We start from the raw sequence: 18,967 nt of genomic DNA, 5'->3' as shown, positions 1-18,967 counted from the left end.
TGCCACCAAACTGAATCTCTAAGGTTTTCTTAAGTTTCATCCTGTAAGTTTCAGCGCATTACACAATATCAGGATTCAGATTTGGCAATGTCGTTACGTCAACGCTTACAGTGCAACAGCCTGGGTTTTATCCTCGCCAGTGCCTTATTCTTCACTCTGTTCCAGAATGCGTTATTCTTTCATAAGGCCTGGTCGTATATCACCTTCGATAACCTCCACAGCGTGATTTTCGCCGCCACCATGCCGGTGGTGATTTTCTGTGCGCTGAATATTATCTTCAGCGTGCTGACCGTGCCGTTCTTACGCAAGCCACTGATGATTTTCTTCCTGCTCGGCAGCGCGGCCGCCAACTACTTTATGTTCAGTTACGGCGTGGTGATCGACGGCAATATGATGCAGAACGCCTTCGAAACCAATCCCCAGGAAGCAACGGCGCTGTTGACGCCACGCATGGGTCTGTGGCTGTTCCTGCTGGGTATTCTGCCTGCGGTATTGGTTTGCTTTATCGAAATCCGTAAAACTCGCCCATGGTGGTACATGGTCGGGTTGCGTGCCGCTAACGTGATGCTCTCGGTAGTGGTGATCCTGATTATCGCCGCCCTGTTTTATAAGGATTACGCCTCGCTGATCCGCAATAACAAAAGCGTGGTGAAAATGCTGACGCCGTCGAACTTCGTTTCCGGCACCATCAAATTTACCCAGCAACGTTACTTCACCCGCAATTTGCCGCTGGTGAAAATCGGTGAAGATGCACGTAAAGGGCCAGTAATCACCGCACAGCAAAAGAAAACCCTGGTGATCCTGGTGGTCGGGGAAACGGCGCGTGCCGAGAACTTCTCATTGGGCGGCTATGAGCGTGAAACCAATCCGCGTCTGAAGCAGGACAACGTGGTGTATTTTAAAAACGCCAGTTCCTGCGGCACCGAAACGGCGATCTCCGTGCCTTGCATGTTCTCCAATATGCCACGCAAGGATTATGACGCCACCCAGGCTACCCATCAGGAGGGCATGCTTGACGTACTGGCGCATGCCGGTGTCAATGTGTTGTGGCGTGAAAACGACGGCGGATGCAAAGGTGCCTGCGATCGCGTGCCCCACGTTGACATGACCAAGCTAAAACTGCCGCAGGATTGCGACGGTGAAGTCTGCATGGATAACGTGCTGCTGTATAAACTTAACGACTACATCAACAGCCTGAAAGACGACGGCGTGATAGTGCTGCACCAGATGGGCAGCCACGGGCCGGCCTATTTCCGTCGCAGTACGCCAGAGTTCCAGAAGTTCTCACCCACCTGCAACAGTAATCAGATCCAGGATTGCAGCCACGAGCAGTTGGTGAATACCTATGACAACTCACTGCTGTATACCGACGCCATGCTGGACGACACCATCAAGCTATTGCAACAGCACAGCGACAAATTCAACACCGCGCTGGTGTATCTCTCTGACCACGGTGAATCGCTGGGTGAAAACGGCATGTATCTGCACGGTACCCCTTACGTGTTTGCGCCAAGCCAGCAGACCCATGTCCCCTTCCTGATGTGGATGTCTGCAGACTATGAGCGCAACTTCAAGGTTGATCGCCAGTGCCTGAGTAACATGGCAGAAAAGGATGATATCTCGCAGGACAACCTGTTCCACACCATGCTCGGCATGCTGAACGTGCAAACCCGTGAATATCAACCGCAGCTCGATATTCTGCAACGCTGCCGGGGAGCCGCCTAAGGGCTTAACTTCCGCATTTTATTCAGGCAAAGTATCACTCATCGTAACCGGCATTTTTATGCCGGTTTTTTTATTGTTATTGACCTAGACCAATCGGTCTATTATGCTGACACCCATTATGACTAAACATGCGCACTGCCCTACAGATACCCGTGAACATTTGCTCGCTACCGGCGAGACCCTCAGCCTGCGCCTCGGTTTTACCGGCATGGGACTGAGCGAACTGCTGAGCACGGCGGGCGTGCCAAAAGGCTCGTTCTACCACTACTTCCGGTCGAAGGAAGTGTTTGGCGAAGCGATGCTGCAGCGCTATTTCGAACACTATGATGCGGCAATGCAGCAGCTGTTTGCCGACGATAAAGGCGATGCGCGCCACCAATTGTTAAGCTATTACGCTCAGGCGATCAGCTACCACTGCCGCAGCGAATGCCATAACGCCTGCCTGGCGGTGAAATTGTCTGCCGAGGTGAGCGACCTGTCGGAACCCATGCGTCATGCGCTGGAAACCGGCAGTGCCCGGGTGATTGGTCACCTGCAGGATACGATCGAACGCGGGATCCGCGAAGGTTCATTGTCGCTGGCCATGAGCCCGGCGGCCACGGCGGAAACGCTGTACTCCCTGTGGCTTGGCGCCTCTTTACGCGCCAAAATCCGCCACTCGGTCGCCCCGCTGACCAGCGCGTTGGAAAGTATTGAACTGTTGTTGCGTCCGGCGCAGCGCTAAAAAAAACCTGATTTATCATGAACTACCGCATTGGGCGGTTTTACATTCGTTACTAGTCGACCAGTCTATTAATATAGGATGCACTATGAAGATTGAAAAATTGTTCTCCCCGCTGAAGGTTGGCGCTGTAACCCTGCCGAACCGCGTGTTTATGGCCCCGCTGACGCGCCTGCGCAGCATTGAGCCTGGTGATATCCCGACGCCGCTGATGGGAGAATATTATGCCCAACGCACCAGCGCGGGTCTGATTGTCACCGAAGCCACCCAGATTTCTTTCCAGGGGAAAGGCTATGCCGGCGCACCGGGGCTGCATACCCCAGAGCAGATCGCCGCGTGGAAAAAGATCACTCAGGCGGTGCATGACAAAAACGGCCATATCGCCGTTCAGCTGTGGCACGTAGGCCGTATTTCCCATAACAGCCTGCAGCCAGGCCAACAGGCTCCGGTTGCCCCTTCTGCGATCAATGCCGACACCCGTACTACCGTACGTGACGAAACCGGGGCCTGGGTACGAGTACCAACCTCTACCCCACGCGCCCTGGAAACTGAAGAGATCCCAGGCATCATTAACGATTTCCGCCAGGCGACTGCCAACGCCCGTGAGGCCGGTTTCGACTTTATCGAACTGCATGCGGCGCACGGCTATCTGCTGCACCAGTTTATGGCTCCGGCATCTAACCAACGTACCGATCAGTACGGCGGCAGCATCGAAAACCGCACTCGCCTGACACTGGAAGTGGTTGACGCCAGCATCGCTGAATGGGGTTCAGAACACGTCGGTATCCGTATTTCACCGCTGGGCCCGTTCAACGGCCTGGATAATGGTGAAGATCAGGAAGACGCGGCGCTGTATCTGATTGAAGAGCTGAACAAGCGTAACATCGCTTTCCTGCACATTTCCGAACCCGACTGGGCCGGTGGCAAGCCTTACTCCGATGCCTTCCGTGACTCGGTACGCGCCCACTTTAAAGGGGTGATTGTCGGTGCCGGTGCCTATACCGCCGAGAAAGCAGAAGAGCTGATCAATAAAGGCTTTATCGACGCCGTGGCCTTTGGCCGTAGTTATATCGCCAACCCGGACCTGGTTGAGCGCTTCAAGCAGAGCGCGGAGCTGAACGAACCTAAACCGGAAACTTTCTACGGTGGTGGTGCTGAAGGCTACACCGACTACCCAACGCTGTAAGTAAAACAGCAAAGCCCGCCGGTATGCCAATGCCGGCGGGCTTTTTGCCATTTAGCGGGAAACCTGTCAGTTAACTCGCAGCCAACCTTGCCCAACGTTCCATTTCATTGGCGCCAAGATCCTTCATTATTGTCAGAAACCAAACGGTAAACTTTTCAGGATTGCGCGTTGTTTCATCCGTTAATTGCTGAATATCAGTCCACGACCAACTATGGGCCTCTTCAGGCGCCCCCTGCGGCTTGCCGTCAAATAACCCGACGTAGATATGATCGAATTCGTGCTCAATTAAATCGCCGGGTACCGCAGCCTGATAGGTAAAGCTGGAAACTTGTTGTAACTCAGTGCTGAACCCCATCTCTTCCTGCAGGCGGCGCTGAGCCGCGGCCAGCGTTGACTCACCCCAGCGCGGGTGGCCACAGCAACTGTTGGTCCATAGCCCGGCCGAGTGATACTTACTGAATGCCCGCTGTTGCAACAGCAGGCGGCCCTGGCTATCAAAGATAAAAATTGAAAATGCCCGGTGCAGTAACCCCTGTTGGTGTACCTGCGTTTTGCTTTGGGAGCCAATGGCATTATCATCAGCATCCACCAGAATTAGCATTTCATCCATTGATCGGCTCCTTCGGCAAACGCGATGTTCTCGTACTGAAAAAAGTCATATTAACCAGATCCAAATTTATAAATTAATCCCGCCCAATCCGGACGCAACAACGTTATCGTGACGCGCCATCCCTTGCAGTGGTTATAGTACCTATTTCCACCCGCCACACGGCGACAAAGTGTGCGGTTGTGTTACCCTGCCGAACCAATGAGTGACAACGTCACTGATGTAGTAATGCTCCCTGCCGTGGCATACATTGAAATCCCTTATGCGGCAACGCTATACTGGATTTGCTTCAATCCATCCGCCATTGGCAACGGCACATCCAATCAGAGGAATTATGCGCTTACTCCATACCATGATCCGCGTCGGTGACCTGCAACGCTCCATCGACTTCTATACCAAGGTATTAGGCATGCGCTTGCTGCGTACCAGCGAGAACCCGGAATACAAGTACTCACTGGCGTTTGTAGGCTATACCGATGAAAGCGAAGGTGCGGTGATTGAACTGACCTATAACTGGGGCACCGACAGCTACGAAATGGGCACCGCATTCGGCCACCTGGCACTGGGTGTGGATGATGTCGCCGCAACCTGTGACAGCATTCGTAATGCCGGCGGCAAGGTCACTCGCGAAGCCGGCCCGGTCAAGGGCGGCACCACGGTTATCGCCTTTGTTGAAGATCCGGACGGTTATAAAATCGAACTGATCGAAAACAAACACGCCGGCCACGGCCTCGGCCACTAAGGTCAACCAGGGGCGCTTACTGCGCCCTTGTTTTTTCCCGCGTGATTACCGCCTGCAACCGGGCGCAAAATTTGCCATAATGCGCGCTGCATTCGATGAAGATAAGAAACTGATGGCCGAAAAAAGTGATCTTAACGCCCTGAGTGGCCGTTTTCGTGGGTTTTACCCCGTAGTGATAGATATAGAAACTGCCGGATTTAATGCCAAAACTGACGCGCTGCTGGAGATTGCCGCCGTTACGTTAAAAATGGATGAAGACGGCTGGTTGCAGCAGGACGAAACCCTGCATTTTCACGTGGAGCCTTTTGAAGGTGCCAACCTGCAACCCGAAGCGCTGGCTTTTAACGGCATAGATCCGAGTAATCCCCTGCGCGGTGCGGTCAGTGAATACGATGCACTGCACGCTATTTTTAAAGCGGTGCGCAAGGGCATTAAGGATCGCGGCTGTAACCGGGCGATAATTGTGGCGCATAACGCCAATTTTGATCACAGTTTCCTGATGGCTGCCGCCGAGCGTGCCAGCCTGAAACGCAATCCTTTCCATCCTTTCGCCACCTTTGACACCGCGGCGTTAAGCGGACTGGTGTTGGGACAAACGGTACTGGCCAAAGCCTGCATTGCCGCCGATATTCCCTTCGATAGTGCCCAGGCCCATTCAGCGCTGTATGACACCGAGCAAACCGCTCAGCTGTTCTGCGAGCTGGTTAACCGCTGGAAACGCCTTGGCGGTTGGCCGCTGGCGGTCACGAATACCGACTAAGAAAAAAATCGGGCGGCCCAGTATTAGCTGGCACCGCCCGATGACTTCCAACAATAAAACCGAGCCGATTATGGCTGCTGGTCTTCCTGCTGTTTGTACTTCTCTGCCGTTTCTTTGATCAGCTGCTGCAATTCGCCGCGCTGATACATTTCCATGATGATATCACAGCCGCCGACCAGCTCACCGTCTACCCACAGCTGCGGGAAGGTCGGCCAGTTGGCGTATTTCGGCAACTCGGAACGGATGTCCGGGTTCTGCAGAATATCAACGTAAGCAAAGCGTTCGCCACAGGCAGACAGTGCCTGCACGGCTTGCGCCGAGAAACCGCAGTTTGGCAATTTCGGTGAACCTTTCATGTACAGCAGAATTGGGTTCTCAGTGATCTGGTGCTGAATTTTTTCAATCGTCGTCGTCATTATATTGCTTCCTCAAGCCAAATCTCATGGCTACAACATGCATCACACTGGCTATTGTAGCGGCTGGAACAGTTGCAAGAAAACGCCATCTTTTGCAAGGGCATTCCCCCGTTGTCAGTCGCGTCTCACCGGCAGGGCCTTTCCGGTCAAAACATATGCTCAGAATAACATTTTTAATCCGGCCATTTCACTAATATATTTCCTGTCAAAAAGTGCACCTTAATAAATTCCCTGGCGGTCATTGTTGGTTTTTTATACATCAACAGTTTGATTTTTCGGCAAAAAAAATGCTATTAACGTTTTCTCACAATATGGATTATCATTTATGAGTTCTTCGCTGTTTTATATGGCGAAATTCGGGAATACTGTCACTCATTCGATATCTGTTCCGGGGCCAAGGTTGGTAACGTCGACATGCGTTTAATTCTTACGCTTTTTGTGCTGTTGTTTACACAGCTATTCTTTAATCTGGCGCATGCAGCGCCACAGGCACGTGTTGCCGCTGAGCAGCGCAAGAGCCACGTAAACGAAGCCCGGCCGGATGACCGCAAGAAAAAGAAAGCGGTTAAGGCCAGCAGCAAAAAAGTAAAAGTCACTACTCCGCAGAAAACCGCCAAGGTCTCCAAAGCCAAAACAGAAAAAACCGCTAAAAAGATCGTTAGCACAAAATCGAAAAACAAAACTCATAAAATAGCCAAAATTAAAGTGACCCCGCCGAAGAAGGGCTATAAAAAAGGCTATGGGCGCCATCGTGAAACCGGTATGGCAACCGCCAAATTGGTGGCTGACGAAAAACCACTGAAGCTCAGCCCTGCGCACAAAAAACGCTACCAGCATGCCAAGCAAACCGCGATGGCCAAGCTGATGGATCAAATGGGTAAACCTTATCGCTGGGGTGGCTCCTCGCCAAGAACCGGCTTTGACTGTAGCGGTCTGATTTATTACGCCTATAAAGACATCGTTAAAATTAAAATGCCGCGTACCGCCAACGAGATGTATCACCTGCGTGACGCAGCGCCGATCAAGAAGAGTGAGCTGGAAAGCGGCGATCTGGTGTTCTTCCGCATTAACAACCGCGGCGTGGCCGACCATGTTGGGGTTTATTTGGGTAACGGCAAATTCATTCAGTCCCCGCGTACCGGTGAAGAAATCCGCATCAGCCAGCTCGATAACGACTACTGGCAAAACCACTACATCGGCGCACGCCGGGTAGTCACGCCAAAAACCATTCGATAAACTCCCTTGCGGCTGGCACTGTCAGCCGCTCTCCCCTGATCGTTTCCCCAAACCTCGTAGTCATAGCCAATCCCTTGCCCGTTCCCCCTGTAATTCATCGCGAAAATTGCTAAGCTAAATACCCACAATAAAAACAGGTCAATCTAATACCCGTTGTTACGACGGTGGACTGGCACTGTACAAGGAGAAAGCAATGTCGTTCGAACTTCCTGCATTACCTTATGAAAAAAACGCCCTCGAACCGCACATTTCCGCAGAAACTCTGGAATACCATTATGGCAAGCATCACAACGCCTACGTGGTGAACCTGAACAATCTGCTGAAAGGCAGCAAGTTTGAAGGGTTGTCCCTCGAAGAGATCGTTAAGGCCTCTGACGGCGGCATCTTCAATAATGCCGCTCAGGTATGGAACCACACTTTCTATTGGCACTGTCTGTCGCCACAGGGCGGCGGTGAGCCTGAAGGTAAACTGGCCGTGGCGATTAATCAGGCATTTGGTTCTTTCGCCGAATTTAAACAGCAATTCAGCGACGCCGCAGTGAAAAACTTTGGCGCAGGCTGGACCTGGCTGGTGAAAAAACCGGAGGGTTCGCTGGCGATTGTTAACACCTCGAACGCAGCGACACCGCTAACCGGTGATGATAAACCGCTGCTGACCGTCGACGTTTGGGAACACGCCTATTACATCGATTACCGCAACGCACGACCTGCCTACCTGGAAAACTTCTGGGCACTGGTTAACTGGGCATTTGTGGAAAAGAACCTGGCGTAACGCGGGGAAAAACAATCAGGCGCAGCGGGCTGCGCCTGTTTTACTTGAGGGGATCAGTTCAAAGCAGCGGTGAAGCTGAAAGCAATAATCACGGCCAGCGCACAAACGGTGGTGAACAGTGACATTTTCAGATCGGTATCCATTACAACTCCTTTTCAGATTGGGTTTCCCAAGGGTAAAAGGCACACAATTAATGCGTCAAACCATTTTCACACAGTTGAACAATAAAATCTTGTTATCATTTCCCGGTTTATTATACCGATTACCTCTTCCACTTTGGCTCAATATGGGACAAAATTCGCAGTTCACAACTGTGTACCGGCAAAATGCCCCTCCTGACCAAGCGCTGACGACTTCAACACACTAAAAACTCAGTTTTCGCTTCTTTGGAGAAGGATCTACGCAGGCAAACGATTAACATCACACTTACATACTGCAACATGTGAGTTCAGGAGTCATTCTTTACATGGCAACGATTAAAGATGTGGCCAAACGCGCTGGCGTTTCCACCACCACCGTTTCGCACGTCATCAATAAGACTCGTTTCGTCGCCGAAGAGACAAAAGCGGCCGTTGGCGCTGCGATTAAAGAGCTGCATTACTCACCCAGCGCCGTAGCGCGCAGCCTGAAGGTCAATCACACCAAATCGATTGGCCTGCTGGCCACCTCCAGCGAAGCCCCCTACTTTGCCGAAGTGATCGAGGCGGTAGAAAACAGCTGCTACAGCAAAGGCTATACGCTGATTTTATGTAACTCGCACAACAATCTGGACAAACAGCGGGCCTATCTGGCGATGCTGGCGCAAAAGCGTGTTGATGGTCTGCTGGTGATGTGTTCGGAATATCCAGACCAATTGCTCGGCATGCTGGAAGACTACCGCAACATCCCAATGGTTGTGATGGACTGGGGCGCGGCCCGCGGTGATTTTACCGATAGCATCATTGATAACGCCTTCGCCGGCGGCTATCTGGCCGGGCGTTATCTGATTGAACGCGGTCACCGCGATATTGGAGCCATTCCAGGCCAACTGTCGCGCAATACCGGTGGCGGCCGCCATCAGGGCTTTTTAAAAGCCATGGAAGAAGCCAATATTGAAGTACGTGACGAGTGGATTGTTCAGGGTGACTTTGAGCCGGAATCCGGCTACAAGGCCATGCACCAGATCCTGTCGCAAAAACATCGCCCGACCGCGGTATTCTGCGGCGGCGACATCATGGCGATGGGCGCGATCTGCGCCGCCGACGAACTTGGGCTGCGGGTGCCACAAGACATTTCGGTGATTGGCTACGATAACGTGCGTAACGCCCGCTATTTCACCCCGGCACTGACCACCATTCATCAACCCAAAGAGCGTTTGGGTGAAATGGCGTTCACCATGTTGCTGGACCGTATTATCAGCAAGCGTGAAGAGTCGCAGGTGATTGAAGTGCATCCGAAACTGATTGAGCGTCGTTCGGTCGCTGACGGCCCATTCATCGATTACCGCCGCTAATTGCTAATGCCGGAAGCCGCTGTGGTTTCCGGCACCACTTCGCTTAGCCATTCCTGATTCAGCGTTTCACTGTCCCCCAGGTAATCCAACAGCCAGGCCATCGCCGGTGATGGCGTATTCTGCTGCCAGGTCAGACAACAGGGGCTGGCCGGAAACGGCTGCTGCAGCTGCAACGCTACCAGTTCCCCACGCTGCACCAATGGCAAGGCCTGATGCGCCGGCATCATGCCAACGCACAGGCCGGCACACAGACAATCCAGCGCCGAGGCCCAGTCCGGCACCACCAGCCGCCGTTGGTTGTCCAGTGTCCAGGTGACCCGCTTGGGCAGGTTGCGCGAGGTATCTTCCAGACACAGCGACGGGAAAGGCCGCAGTTGCTCATCATTCAACAGGCCATCCATCATCGCCAGCGGATGCTGCGGACTGACCACGCACAGCCAGCGCATGTCGCCCATATCGCGAAAGGCAAACCCGCCCCCGACCGGCACCGCACGCGTCGCCCCAATAGCCATATCAGCACGCCCGTCCACCAGCGCATCCCAGACGCCGTTAAACACCTCAGGTTGGACCATCAGTTCTACGTCGGGGAAATGGCGATAGAAGTCCAGAACCAGTTGGCGGCAGCGCTGGGGTTTAACAATGATGTCTACCGCAATTTTCAGTTGGCCACGCCAACCGTTAGCCACCTGTTGACACTGGCGGCGGGTGTCGAGCATTTTTTTGATGACACTGCGTGCCTCCTGCACAAACACCACGCCGGCCGGGGTCAGTTCCACGTCACGATGACGCCGTTCAAACAGCGGAACCGCCAGCCATTGTTCCAATTGCCGCACGGTATAACTGACCGCCGAGGGCACTCGGTGCAGCTCATGCGCCGCTGCGCTGAAGCTGCCGGTGCGGGCGACCGCATCTACCACATCGAGAGAATATTCAGACCACATAACCCTGCCTTCAATTTTTTTAACAGCACCTCGCAAATATTACCGTTTCACAAGCAGAGATCCAGCCGGATACACTTGCCGGCGCTAAAAACCTGCGACAATAAAATATTAATGAGAAATACCATGCGAAATTCCTTTGGTTTTATGTTCTATCTTGCCGGCCTGAGTATGCTGGGTTACCTGGCCACCGACATGTACCTGCCCGCCTTTGGCATAATGCAGCAAGACCTGCAAATTTCCGCCGGGGCGATCAGCGCCAGCCTGAGTATCTTCCTGGCCGGCTTCGCCTTTGCTCAATTGCTCTGGGGGCCACTTTCCGACCGCCTCGGCCGTAAACCGGTGTTGCTGATTGGCCTGGCGCTGTTTGCCCTGGGTTGCCTGGGCATGCTGTGGGTACAAAATGCCGTTCAACTGTGGTCACTGCGTTTCATCCAGGCCATTGGCGTCTGTTCCGCCGCCGTTACCTGGCAGGCACTGGTGATTGACCGCTACCGTGAAGGCAAGGCCAACCGGGTCTTCGCTACCATTATGCCGTTGGTGGCACTTTCACCAGCGCTGGCGCCGTTGGTCGGAGCCTGGCTGTTGAACCACATGGGTTGGCGTGCCATTTTTGCCGTGCTGCTGGGCATTACCATCATTCTCCTGCTGCCGACTCTGCTGTTGAAAGAAAACGCCAAACCCTTGCCTTCCGCAGAAAAGAAAAACAGCCTGACCTTCTGGCAACTGCTTAAATCCCCGGTGTTCAGCGGCAGCGTTACCATCTTTGCCGCCTGCTCAGCCGGCTTCTTCGCCTGGCTGACCGGTTCACCCTTTATTCTTGGCGATATGGGGTACAGCCCAAATGATATCGGCCTGAGCTATGTGCCGCAGACCCTGGCCTTCCTGTTAGGGGGTTATGGCTGCCGCACCGCGTTAAATCGCATTAATGGCAACACCTTACTGCCGTGGCTGCTGGTAGCTTATGGCATCAGCATGGTGGCGTTATATCTGGTTGCCACGCTGACCGAGCCAACGCTCACCACGCTGCTGATCCCGTTCTGCGTGATGGCGCTGGTCAACGGTGCCAGCTACCCAATCGTAGTGGCGAATGCGTTAACCCCGTTCCCGGAAGGCACAGGCAAAGCCGCAGCGCTGCAAAACACCCTGCAGTTGGGGCTGTGTTTTGTCGCCAGCATGCTGGTATCGGCCTTTATCGAACAGCCGCTGTTGGCAACGGTGACGGTGATGGTTTCTACGGTAGTATTAGCCGCATTGGGCTATATGCTGCAACGGGGAAAAGTGATGGATGAACAGCAGGCGACGCGACAGGAACATGCTAACTCTGCGTCATAATTATATGTATTAATAATCACTTAAAGAATATTTTTGCCGAGTGCGATTTACAGTTGAGTAAGCGCCTCGGCAAGCCTATACTCAAAACGACCTTTTAAAATAACACTTTTATAATTTCTTTATCACAAATTGCTGTTGTGTACGCGTATGGCGTCACACTTTTTTAAGGATTGTCTTTCCAGCGTTTCTTGCGCAGGAACCTTCTTAAAATTTTCCTCTGTTCATAGTCGGATATCAGACGCCACGGGACTTTTTACCGTAGGTAAACGTATGCACCCGCAGAATTTGTCTAAGCTATTTTTTGGCGGGTCATAAGTCAGAAGAAGGTGATGGAGAAGCTATGAGTTCATCGTGTATAGAAGATGTGAGCATCCAGGACAACCCATGGTACCGTATCGCTCATGAAATGCTCAGCATGGCCGGTATTGAAATAAACGGCTCGCGCCCATTCGATATTCAGGTTAAAAACCCCAATTTTTTTAAACGCGTGCTGCAAGAAGGCTCTCTGGGCCTGGGTGAAAGTTATATGGACGGCTGGTGGGAATGTGAACGGCTGGATATATTCTTTCAACACGTGGTCCGTGCCGGTCTGGAAAAGAAACTCCCCCACCATCTTAAAGATACTTTGCGTATTGCCGCCGCGCGACTCACCAATTTGCAATCGAAGAAACGCGCCTGGATAGTCGGGAAAGAACATTACGATCTGGGGAACGATCTGTTTACGCAGATGCTCGATCCGCATATGCAATATTCCTGCGCCTACTGGAAAGAAGCCACTACGCTGGAAGAAGCGCAAGAAGCCAAGCTGCGGATGATTTGCGAAAAGCTGCAGCTGCAGCCGGGTATGAATCTGCTGGATATTGGCTGCGGCTGGGGCGGACTTTCCGCCTATGCGGCGAAAAATTATGGTGTTTCGGTGGTGGGCGTGACCATTTCCGCCGAACAGCAAAAACTGGCGCAGGAGCACTGTGCCGGGCTGGATGTCGAAATCCGCTTGCAAGACTACCGCGATTTACACCTGCAGTTTGACCGTATTGTTTCAGTCGGCATGTTCGAGCACGTCGGTCCGAAAAATTACCACACCTACTTTAAAGTGGTGGAACGTAATTTAAAACCGGACGGTCTGTTCCTGCTGCACACCATTGGCTCGAATCGGACAGATATGAATGTTGACCCGTGGATCAACAAATATATCTTCCCGAATGGCTGCCTGCCGTCGGTCTCGCATATTGCCCAGGCCAGTGAGGGGCATTTCGTGATGGAAGATTGGCATAATATTGGCGCCGATTACGATCGCACCCTAATGGCCTGGTATGAACGCTTCAAACAGGCGTGGCCACAGCTTGCCCAGCGTTATTCCGATCGTTTCGAACGCATGTTCAGTTATTATCTGAACGCCTGTGCCGGCGCCTTTCGCGCACGTGATATTCAACTATGGCAAGTGGTATTCAGCCCGAAAGGGGTTGAAGGTGGTATTCGCGTAACGCGATAATCGCGACGCCACGCAATAAAAGAACCCCGGCTAGCTTGCACTGACCGGGGTTCTTTTTATGTATTGACCAACGCGGGTATATCAGCCGCAATACACGCGGATGATCTTATCATCGCTGTCACCGAGGAAGTTCAGGCGACGCAGGTTAAAGTCCATCGTGACCGCAGAGTTATACGGAATAGCGCGCACTTGCGACTCAATCTGCACGCCTTCCAGCGCTGACATCGGTTTACCGACATAGCTCTGATATTGCGCCGCGCCACAGGTATCATTCTCTGCATCCACTGCGGTATTGGCCGCGCCCTGCTCAGGCGAGCTGCTACAAGCACTCAGCGCCAGCAGCGCCGTTAACATCAACGTTTTCCCATAAAACTTCACGCGATTGCTCCTCTCTGGTTTGTCGTTCGTCAGATCTTCTGCGCCAGCGCACTCGCCGCCGCCATTGCCGCTTCACGGCTCGCCAACACCCGCTCGACAGTGTCAACCACCGCCTGCGTTTGTGGATCGATCTCAATATTCACCTTATCACCCAGACGTTTTTTACCCAGCGTGGTGCGCTCCAGGGTTTCCGGGATCAGATGTACGCAAAAACGGTTATTGACTACCTCACCGATAGTCAGACTAATACCATCGATGCCAATGAAACCTTTGTGCAGAACGTATTTCATCAGTTCCGCATCCGGCATGCGCAACCACACCTGACGATTATTCTCAGAGGTATAAATCTTGGCCACCTCTGCCGTGCAGATAATATGGCCGGACATCAGGTGACCGCCAATTTCATCATTAAATTTGGCCGCTCTTTCGATGTTGACCACGTCACCCAATGCCAGCTCACCGAGGTTGGTCAGGCGCAGCGTTTCTTTGATCAAATCAAAACTGACGCGGTTGCCCTCTACCGCCGTGACGGTCAGACAGCAACCGTTATGAGATACCGACGCGCCAAGCTCCAGCCCGGGCAGCAGTTCAGTGGGCATCTCGATGACATGAGTACGGAAGTTGGATTTTTCATCAATGGCGACCAGCGGCGCGGTGCCTTGTACGATACCGGTGAACATGTGGGCCTCTTCTTTCTAAAAATGTTTAAAGCGCTTGGGGCAGTTTGCCCCAGTTGACGAGGAAAACCAAACCCGAGGCGACAAAAAATCTGCGGCTGCGCATTTAATAACTATTTCATCACAGCATTTGCTTAACCACGCCGAGCGGGTACAATCTTTTTGAGAAAATTCCGCTATTTTTAATTGTTGTCCTTTCACGACGACCCTTCCCTCCATCATAAATAAATAGAAAAGGTGTATGCGTGCAGAAGTACTTAATTGAAGCGCGTAGCTTATTGGCCCTCGCAATCCCGGTGATCATCGCGCAAATATCACAAACCGCAATGGGTGTGGTTGATACCATTATGGCCGGTGCCTACAGTGCCACAGATATGGCGGCGGTTGCCGTTGGTACCTCAATCTGGCTACCGGCTATCCTGTTCGGCCACGGCCTGCTGCTGGCGTTAACGCCGGTGATTGCACAGCTGAACGGCGCCGGCCGACGCGATCGCATCGCTCATCAGGTGCGTCAGGGCTTTTGGCTGGCGGCCGCCGTCTCACTGCTGGTGATTATCGTGCTGTATAACAGCAAGTTTGTCATCGACATGATGCACAACATCGACCCGCAGTTGGCGGATAAAGCGGTAGGCTATCTGCATGCCATTATGTGGGGCGCGCCGGGTTATCTGTTCTTCCAGGTGCTGCGTGGCCAATGCGAAGGTCTGTCGAAAACCAAACCGGGCATGGTGATTGGTTTTCTCGGCCTGCTGGTAAATATCCCGATTAACTATATTTTCATCTACGGTAAATTCGGCATGCCGGAACTGGGCGGCGTCGGTTGCGGCGTGGCAACCGGCAGCGTCTACTGGTTTATGTTCCTGGCGATGCGCTGGTACGTGAAACATGCCCCATCACAGCGTGACATTCTGCCACAGGAAGGCAGCAGCATGCGGCCGGACTGGGCGGCGATGAAACGCCTGTTCGGCATTGGCCTGCCGGTGGCACTGGCGCTGTTCTTTGAAGTCACGCTGTTCGCCGTCGTCGCCCTGCTGGTTTCGCCACTGGGCATTGTTTCCGTGGCCGGGCACCAGATTGCACTTAACTTCAGCGCACTGATGTTTGTGTTGCCATTGTCACTGGGCGTCAGCGCCACTATCCGCGTCGGCTATAGGTTGGGCGAAGGCTCGGTCGAAGGCGCGCGGGTTGCCGCTTATTCGGCTATCGGCGTCGGTATTCTGATGGCCTGCTGCACCGCGTTGTTCACCGCCACCTTCCGCGAGCCAATCGCCCTGCTGTACAACGACAGCCCGGCGGTAGTTGCCATGGCCTCGCAGCTGATGCTGTTGGCGGCGATTTACCAGATCTCCGATTCCATTCAGGTGATTGGCAGCGGCGTTCTGCGTGGTTATAAAGATACCCGTTCAATCTTCTTCATCACCTTTATCGCCTATTGGATCCTCGGGCTGCCGAGCGGTTATGTGCTGGCGCTGACCGATATTCTGGTACCGGCAATGGGGCCAAGCGGATTCTGGATTGGCTTTATCATTGGCCTGACCTTTGCCGCCATCATGATGGCCATGCGCATGCGCTGGCTGCAAAAACAACCGGCGGCGCTGATCCTGCAGCGTTCCACCCGCTAAGCGTCGCTGTCGACCGGTAAGTTAAACCGGTCGACAGCTTACGCACCATTGTTTGCAGAAAAAACCACCGCACTGCACACAAGCGCAGCAATCGCGTGAAATACCGGATAAAATTACGTTTTTCTCCTTGCCAGCACGCAGGTTGCTCGTTAATATTCGTCCCCGCTGTCAGCCATGACAGACAGGAAAAGATGCGTCCGTAGCTCAGTTGGTTAGAGCACCACCTTGACATGGTGGGGGTCGGTGGTTCGAGTCCACTCGGACGCACCAAATTCCTAAAAGCAGTACAGTGCGTCCGTAGCTCAGTTGGTTAGAGCACCACCTTGACATGGTGGGGGTCGGTGGTTCGAGTCCACTCGGACGCACCAAATATCTAAAAGCAGTGCAGTGCGTCCGTAGCTCAGTTGGTTAGAGCACCACCTTGACATGGTGGGGGTCGGTGGTTCGAGTCCACTCGGACGCACCAAATCATTGTTTCCTCAGTTTCACCCTATCGACTCGCGCTCCCTCTACCGTTAACTCGCCAGTACGATCCCGTAGCTTTGCTCCTGTCACCGCAAGCCGTATCAGGTATCATCAAGGCGAATACCTTATCAGGACCGAATCCATGCTGACATTTACTGCCCAGACCCCGTTCGAGAAACTCGACAACGGCCTCATCCGCCGACAAGGCATCATGAGCAACGGCGCCCGTGCCACCGAAGTGAAATTCGACGCCGGTACCTTTGGCCAGTTGCAAAAGCGCGATTTCTCTTTGCAAACGCAGGTGGTTTCCGGTGAGTTTGAATTCACTCTGGGCAATGACATTCAGGTGGTGGTAGCCGGGGAAAGCATCGTTATTCCTGCCAACACCGCCAGCGGCTGTTTCTGTCTGACTGCAGGTACCCTGTGGGAAATCATTACCACAGGCTGATCGACAATAGTCTCACCAATGAAGTGGTTATTTGCGCAACAAACACCGGCTAAGGGTTTGCATTTGCGCCATATTTACTGCTGATTTGACGGAACCGAGGTTTTGCATCGGTTTTTTATTTTGTTTCCCGCCGCTTAGCCTTTATAATGCGCAACGTCTTTCAGTTGAATGGTTTCAGCCCTTGATCTGCGAAAACGCAATAACAACACATTTTCATCTCATCACGTTGCGCAGCATCCCCGCATCCCGGCGCGGGCTGAATTTTTCCGCCCCATTTCGACTCTGGTCACCTATCCTTAACTGTGTTTTGCACCATCAGGCACGACTCAAATCCCTTATCAGTGGCCTGACCGCTGGTTTTATTCGTTTTATTATCCATCACAACTTGTAGAAAACTCCGTCATGAAAAAGACCAAAATTGTTTGTACCATCGGTCCAAAAACCGAATCGGAAGAAATGCTGACCAACCTGCTGAATGCGGGCATGAACGTAATGCGCCTTAACTTCTCCCACGGCGATTATGAAGAGCACGGCAACCGCATCAAGAACATGCGCGCCGTGATGGCGAAAACCGGTCAGAACGCCGGCATCCTGTTGGATACCAAAGGCCCGGAAATTCGCACCATGAAACTGGAAGGCGGTAAAGACGCGGCGCTGGTTGCCGGTCAGACCTTCACTTTCACCACCGATCAGAGCGTTATCGGCAACAACGAACGCGTTGCGGTAACCTACGCCGGCTTTAGCGCTGACCTGAAAATCGGCAACACCGTATTGGTGGATGACGGCTTGATCGGCATGGAAGTCACCAACGTGACCGAAAGCGAAGTGATCTGTAAGGTGCTGAACAGCGGCGACCTGGGCGAAAACAAAGGCGTTAACCTGCCGGGCGTTTCCATCCAACTGCCTGCACTGGCCGAAAAAGACAAACGTGACCTGATTTTCGGCTGCGAACAGGGCGTGGACTTCGTTGCCGCTTCCTTCATCCGCAAGCGTTCTGACGTGCTGGAAATTCGTGAGCACCTGAAAGCGCACGGCGGCTCGCAGATCCAAATCATCTCCAAAATCGAAAACCAGGAAGGCCTGAACAACTTCGACGAAATCCTCGAAGCTTCTGACGGCATCATGGTTGCTCGTGGCGATCTGGGCGTTGAAATCCCGGTAGAAGAAGTTATCTTCGCTCAGAAGATGATGATCGAAAAATGTAACCGTGCACGCAAAGTGGTGATCACCGCCACCCAAATGCTCGATTCCATGATCAAGAACCCACGCCCTACCCGTGCAGAAGCCGGCGACGTAGCTAACGCCATTTTGGACGGTACCGACGCCGTGATGCTGTCTGGTGAGAGCGCCAAGGGCAAGTACCCACTGGAAGCCGTTACCATCATGGCGACCATCTGTGAGCGCACCGATCGCGTGATGCCAAGCCGTATCGACAGCCTGCATGACAACCGCAAGCTGCGCATCACCGAAGCCGTATGCCGTGGTGCCGTTGAAACCGCAGAGAAACTGGATGCACCACTGATCGTGGTTGCCACCAGCGGCGGCAAGTCAGCCAAATCCGTGCGTAAATACTTCCCTAACGCCGTGATCCTGGCGCTGACTACCAACGAAACCACCGCTCATCAGCTTATTCTGACCAAGGGCGTGATCCCACAGATGGTCAAGGAAATTGCCTCTACCGACGACTTCTATCGCATCGGAAAAGAAGCGGCATTGGCCAGCGGTTTGGCTCAAAAAGGCGACGTTGTAGTGATGGTTTCTGGTGCACTGGTACCAAGCGGCACTACCAATACTGCCTCGGTGCACGTGCTCTAATATAAAACGTGACATAATTATTTTGACAAAAACGCCGCTTTGCGGCGTTTTTTTTAACACTGGTAAACCGTTTTCTCAAAAACGCAACCGCGGATTGCTCATTATTTAGCTAATTATAAATCGGAGTTGTCCCATGGAAT

General features: G+C 52.9%; 19 protein-coding genes and 3 tRNA genes. 16 read left to right on the top strand and 6 right to left on the bottom strand.

What is annotated here, in order from left to right; genetic code table 11:
* The first annotated feature begins 87 nt into the window (after nucleotides 1–87).
* The 3 genes from eptA to ACNT1W_RS13295 all read left to right on the top strand — a co-directional run bounded on the left by eptA (nucleotide 88) and on the right by ACNT1W_RS13295 (nucleotide 3,632).
* On the top strand, nucleotides 88–1,725 hold the full coding sequence (eptA, locus tag ACNT1W_RS13305) for a phosphoethanolamine transferase EptA (protein ID WP_419245684.1): 1,638 nt from the start codon (nucleotides 88–90) through the stop codon (nucleotides 1,723–1,725).
* Between the two features lie 103 nt (nucleotides 1,726–1,828).
* Nucleotides 1,829–2,449 carry a TetR/AcrR family transcriptional regulator gene (locus tag ACNT1W_RS13300; protein WP_012144934.1) on the top strand — a complete coding sequence of 207 codons (621 nt, stop codon included), beginning with the start codon at nucleotides 1,829–1,831 and terminating at the stop codon, nucleotides 2,447–2,449.
* An 85-nt stretch (nucleotides 2,450–2,534) separates the two neighbouring features.
* Nucleotides 2,535–3,632: an alkene reductase gene (locus tag ACNT1W_RS13295; protein ID WP_012144933.1), complete on the top strand. Its 1,098-nt coding sequence runs from the start codon at nucleotides 2,535–2,537 to the stop codon at nucleotides 3,630–3,632.
* Nucleotides 3,633–3,702: 70 nt separating this feature from the next.
* On the opposite strand, the gene idi is transcribed toward ACNT1W_RS13295, so the two are convergent.
* Nucleotides 3,703–4,242, bottom strand: coding sequence for an isopentenyl-diphosphate Delta-isomerase (idi, locus tag ACNT1W_RS13290; protein ID WP_017892663.1), 540 nt, complete (start codon nucleotides 4,240–4,242; stop codon nucleotides 3,703–3,705).
* A 331-nt stretch (nucleotides 4,243–4,573) separates the two neighbouring features.
* Here idi and gloA point away from each other — a divergent pair, with 331 nt between their 5' ends.
* Nucleotides 4,574–4,981 (top strand): lactoylglutathione lyase, encoded by a 408-nt coding sequence (gloA, locus tag ACNT1W_RS13285; RefSeq protein WP_012144931.1) that lies wholly within the window; start codon nucleotides 4,574–4,576, stop codon nucleotides 4,979–4,981.
* Between the two features lie 79 nt (nucleotides 4,982–5,060).
* Complete coding sequence (gene rnt / locus ACNT1W_RS13280) at nucleotides 5,061–5,741, top strand: ribonuclease T (protein ID WP_012144930.1); 681 nt, start codon at nucleotides 5,061–5,063, stop codon at nucleotides 5,739–5,741.
* Nucleotides 5,742–5,809: 68 nt separating this feature from the next.
* On the opposite strand, the gene ACNT1W_RS13275 is transcribed toward rnt, so the two are convergent.
* Nucleotides 5,810–6,157 (bottom strand): Grx4 family monothiol glutaredoxin, encoded by a 348-nt coding sequence (locus ACNT1W_RS13275; protein ID WP_012144929.1) that lies wholly within the window; start codon nucleotides 6,155–6,157, stop codon nucleotides 5,810–5,812.
* Nucleotides 6,158–6,571: 414 nt separating this feature from the next.
* Between ACNT1W_RS13275 and ACNT1W_RS13270 the strand changes: the two genes are divergently transcribed.
* Together ACNT1W_RS13270 and sodB are read left to right on the top strand one after the other, a co-directional pair.
* Nucleotides 6,572–7,393 (top strand): C40 family peptidase, encoded by an 822-nt coding sequence (locus tag ACNT1W_RS13270; RefSeq protein WP_112363795.1) that lies wholly within the window; start codon nucleotides 6,572–6,574, stop codon nucleotides 7,391–7,393.
* 193 nt (nucleotides 7,394–7,586) lie between these two features.
* Complete coding sequence (gene sodB, locus ACNT1W_RS13265; RefSeq protein WP_012144927.1) at nucleotides 7,587–8,165, top strand: superoxide dismutase [Fe]; 579 nt, start codon at nucleotides 7,587–7,589, stop codon at nucleotides 8,163–8,165.
* 53 nt (nucleotides 8,166–8,218) lie between these two features.
* On the opposite strand, the gene ACNT1W_RS13260 is transcribed toward sodB, so the two are convergent.
* On the bottom strand, nucleotides 8,219–8,308 hold the full coding sequence (locus ACNT1W_RS13260) for a YnhF family membrane protein (RefSeq protein ID WP_004943739.1): 90 nt from the start codon (nucleotides 8,306–8,308) through the stop codon (nucleotides 8,219–8,221).
* A 323-nt stretch (nucleotides 8,309–8,631) separates the two neighbouring features.
* Between ACNT1W_RS13260 and purR the strand changes: the two genes are divergently transcribed.
* Nucleotides 8,632–9,657 carry an HTH-type transcriptional repressor PurR gene (gene purR / locus ACNT1W_RS13255; RefSeq protein ID WP_012144926.1) on the top strand — a complete coding sequence of 342 codons (1,026 nt, stop codon included), beginning with the start codon at nucleotides 8,632–8,634 and terminating at the stop codon, nucleotides 9,655–9,657.
* On the opposite strand, the gene punR is transcribed toward purR, so the two are convergent.
* Nucleotides 9,654–10,598, bottom strand: coding sequence for a DNA-binding transcriptional activator PunR (gene punR / locus ACNT1W_RS13250; RefSeq protein WP_012144925.1), 945 nt, complete (start codon nucleotides 10,596–10,598; stop codon nucleotides 9,654–9,656). The genes purR and punR overlap by 4 nt on opposite strands.
* Before the next feature lie 123 nt (nucleotides 10,599–10,721).
* Here punR and punC point away from each other — a divergent pair, with 123 nt between their 5' ends.
* Together punC and cfa are read left to right on the top strand one after the other, a co-directional pair.
* Entirely contained in the window at nucleotides 10,722–11,930 is a 1,209-nt protein-coding gene (gene punC, locus ACNT1W_RS13245) for a purine nucleoside transporter PunC (protein WP_017892658.1), read from the top strand.
* A 340-nt stretch (nucleotides 11,931–12,270) separates the two neighbouring features.
* Nucleotides 12,271–13,422, top strand: coding sequence for a cyclopropane fatty acyl phospholipid synthase (gene cfa / locus ACNT1W_RS13240; RefSeq protein ID WP_012144923.1), 1,152 nt, complete (start codon nucleotides 12,271–12,273; stop codon nucleotides 13,420–13,422).
* Between the two features lie 81 nt (nucleotides 13,423–13,503).
* Here the strand turns inward: cfa and ACNT1W_RS13235 are convergent, their stop codons facing one another.
* Both ACNT1W_RS13235 and ACNT1W_RS13230 read right to left on the bottom strand, forming a co-directional pair.
* Nucleotides 13,504–13,800 carry an I78 family peptidase inhibitor gene (locus ACNT1W_RS13235; RefSeq protein WP_172491162.1) on the bottom strand — a complete coding sequence of 99 codons (297 nt, stop codon included), beginning with the start codon at nucleotides 13,798–13,800 and terminating at the stop codon, nucleotides 13,504–13,506.
* A 29-nt stretch (nucleotides 13,801–13,829) separates the two neighbouring features.
* On the bottom strand, nucleotides 13,830–14,480 hold the full coding sequence (locus tag ACNT1W_RS13230) for a riboflavin synthase (RefSeq protein ID WP_012144921.1): 651 nt from the start codon (nucleotides 14,478–14,480) through the stop codon (nucleotides 13,830–13,832).
* Between the two features lie 242 nt (nucleotides 14,481–14,722).
* On the opposite strand from ACNT1W_RS13230, the gene ACNT1W_RS13225 reads away from it, so the two are divergent.
* From ACNT1W_RS13225 to pykF, 6 genes are all read left to right on the top strand, one after another.
* Nucleotides 14,723–16,099: an MATE family efflux transporter gene (locus ACNT1W_RS13225; RefSeq protein ID WP_012144920.1), complete on the top strand. Its 1,377-nt coding sequence runs from the start codon at nucleotides 14,723–14,725 to the stop codon at nucleotides 16,097–16,099.
* Nucleotides 16,100–16,292: 193 nt separating this feature from the next.
* Nucleotides 16,293–16,369, top strand: a tRNA-Val gene (locus tag ACNT1W_RS13220).
* A gap of 21 nt (nucleotides 16,370–16,390) precedes the next feature.
* Nucleotides 16,391–16,467: transfer RNA gene (locus tag ACNT1W_RS13215), tRNA-Val, on the top strand.
* A gap of 21 nt (nucleotides 16,468–16,488) precedes the next feature.
* A tRNA-Val gene (locus ACNT1W_RS13210) sits at nucleotides 16,489–16,565 on the top strand.
* A gap of 141 nt (nucleotides 16,566–16,706) precedes the next feature.
* Nucleotides 16,707–17,012 (top strand): cupin, encoded by a 306-nt coding sequence (locus tag ACNT1W_RS13205; RefSeq protein WP_012144919.1) that lies wholly within the window; start codon nucleotides 16,707–16,709, stop codon nucleotides 17,010–17,012.
* A 402-nt stretch (nucleotides 17,013–17,414) separates the two neighbouring features.
* Complete coding sequence (gene pykF / locus ACNT1W_RS13200) at nucleotides 17,415–18,827, top strand: pyruvate kinase PykF (RefSeq protein WP_012144918.1); 1,413 nt, start codon at nucleotides 17,415–17,417, stop codon at nucleotides 18,825–18,827.
* The last annotated feature ends 140 nt before the right edge of the window (nucleotides 18,828–18,967 follow it).

Origin of the sequence: Serratia sp. NFX21 (genome assembly GCF_048517035.1) — a bacterium.
Classification (GTDB): domain Bacteria; phylum Pseudomonadota; class Gammaproteobacteria; order Enterobacterales; family Enterobacteriaceae; genus Serratia; species Serratia quinivorans.
The sequence above is the reverse complement of the archived record's forward strand: the minus strand, read 5'-3'. Positions and strand labels throughout refer to the sequence as shown.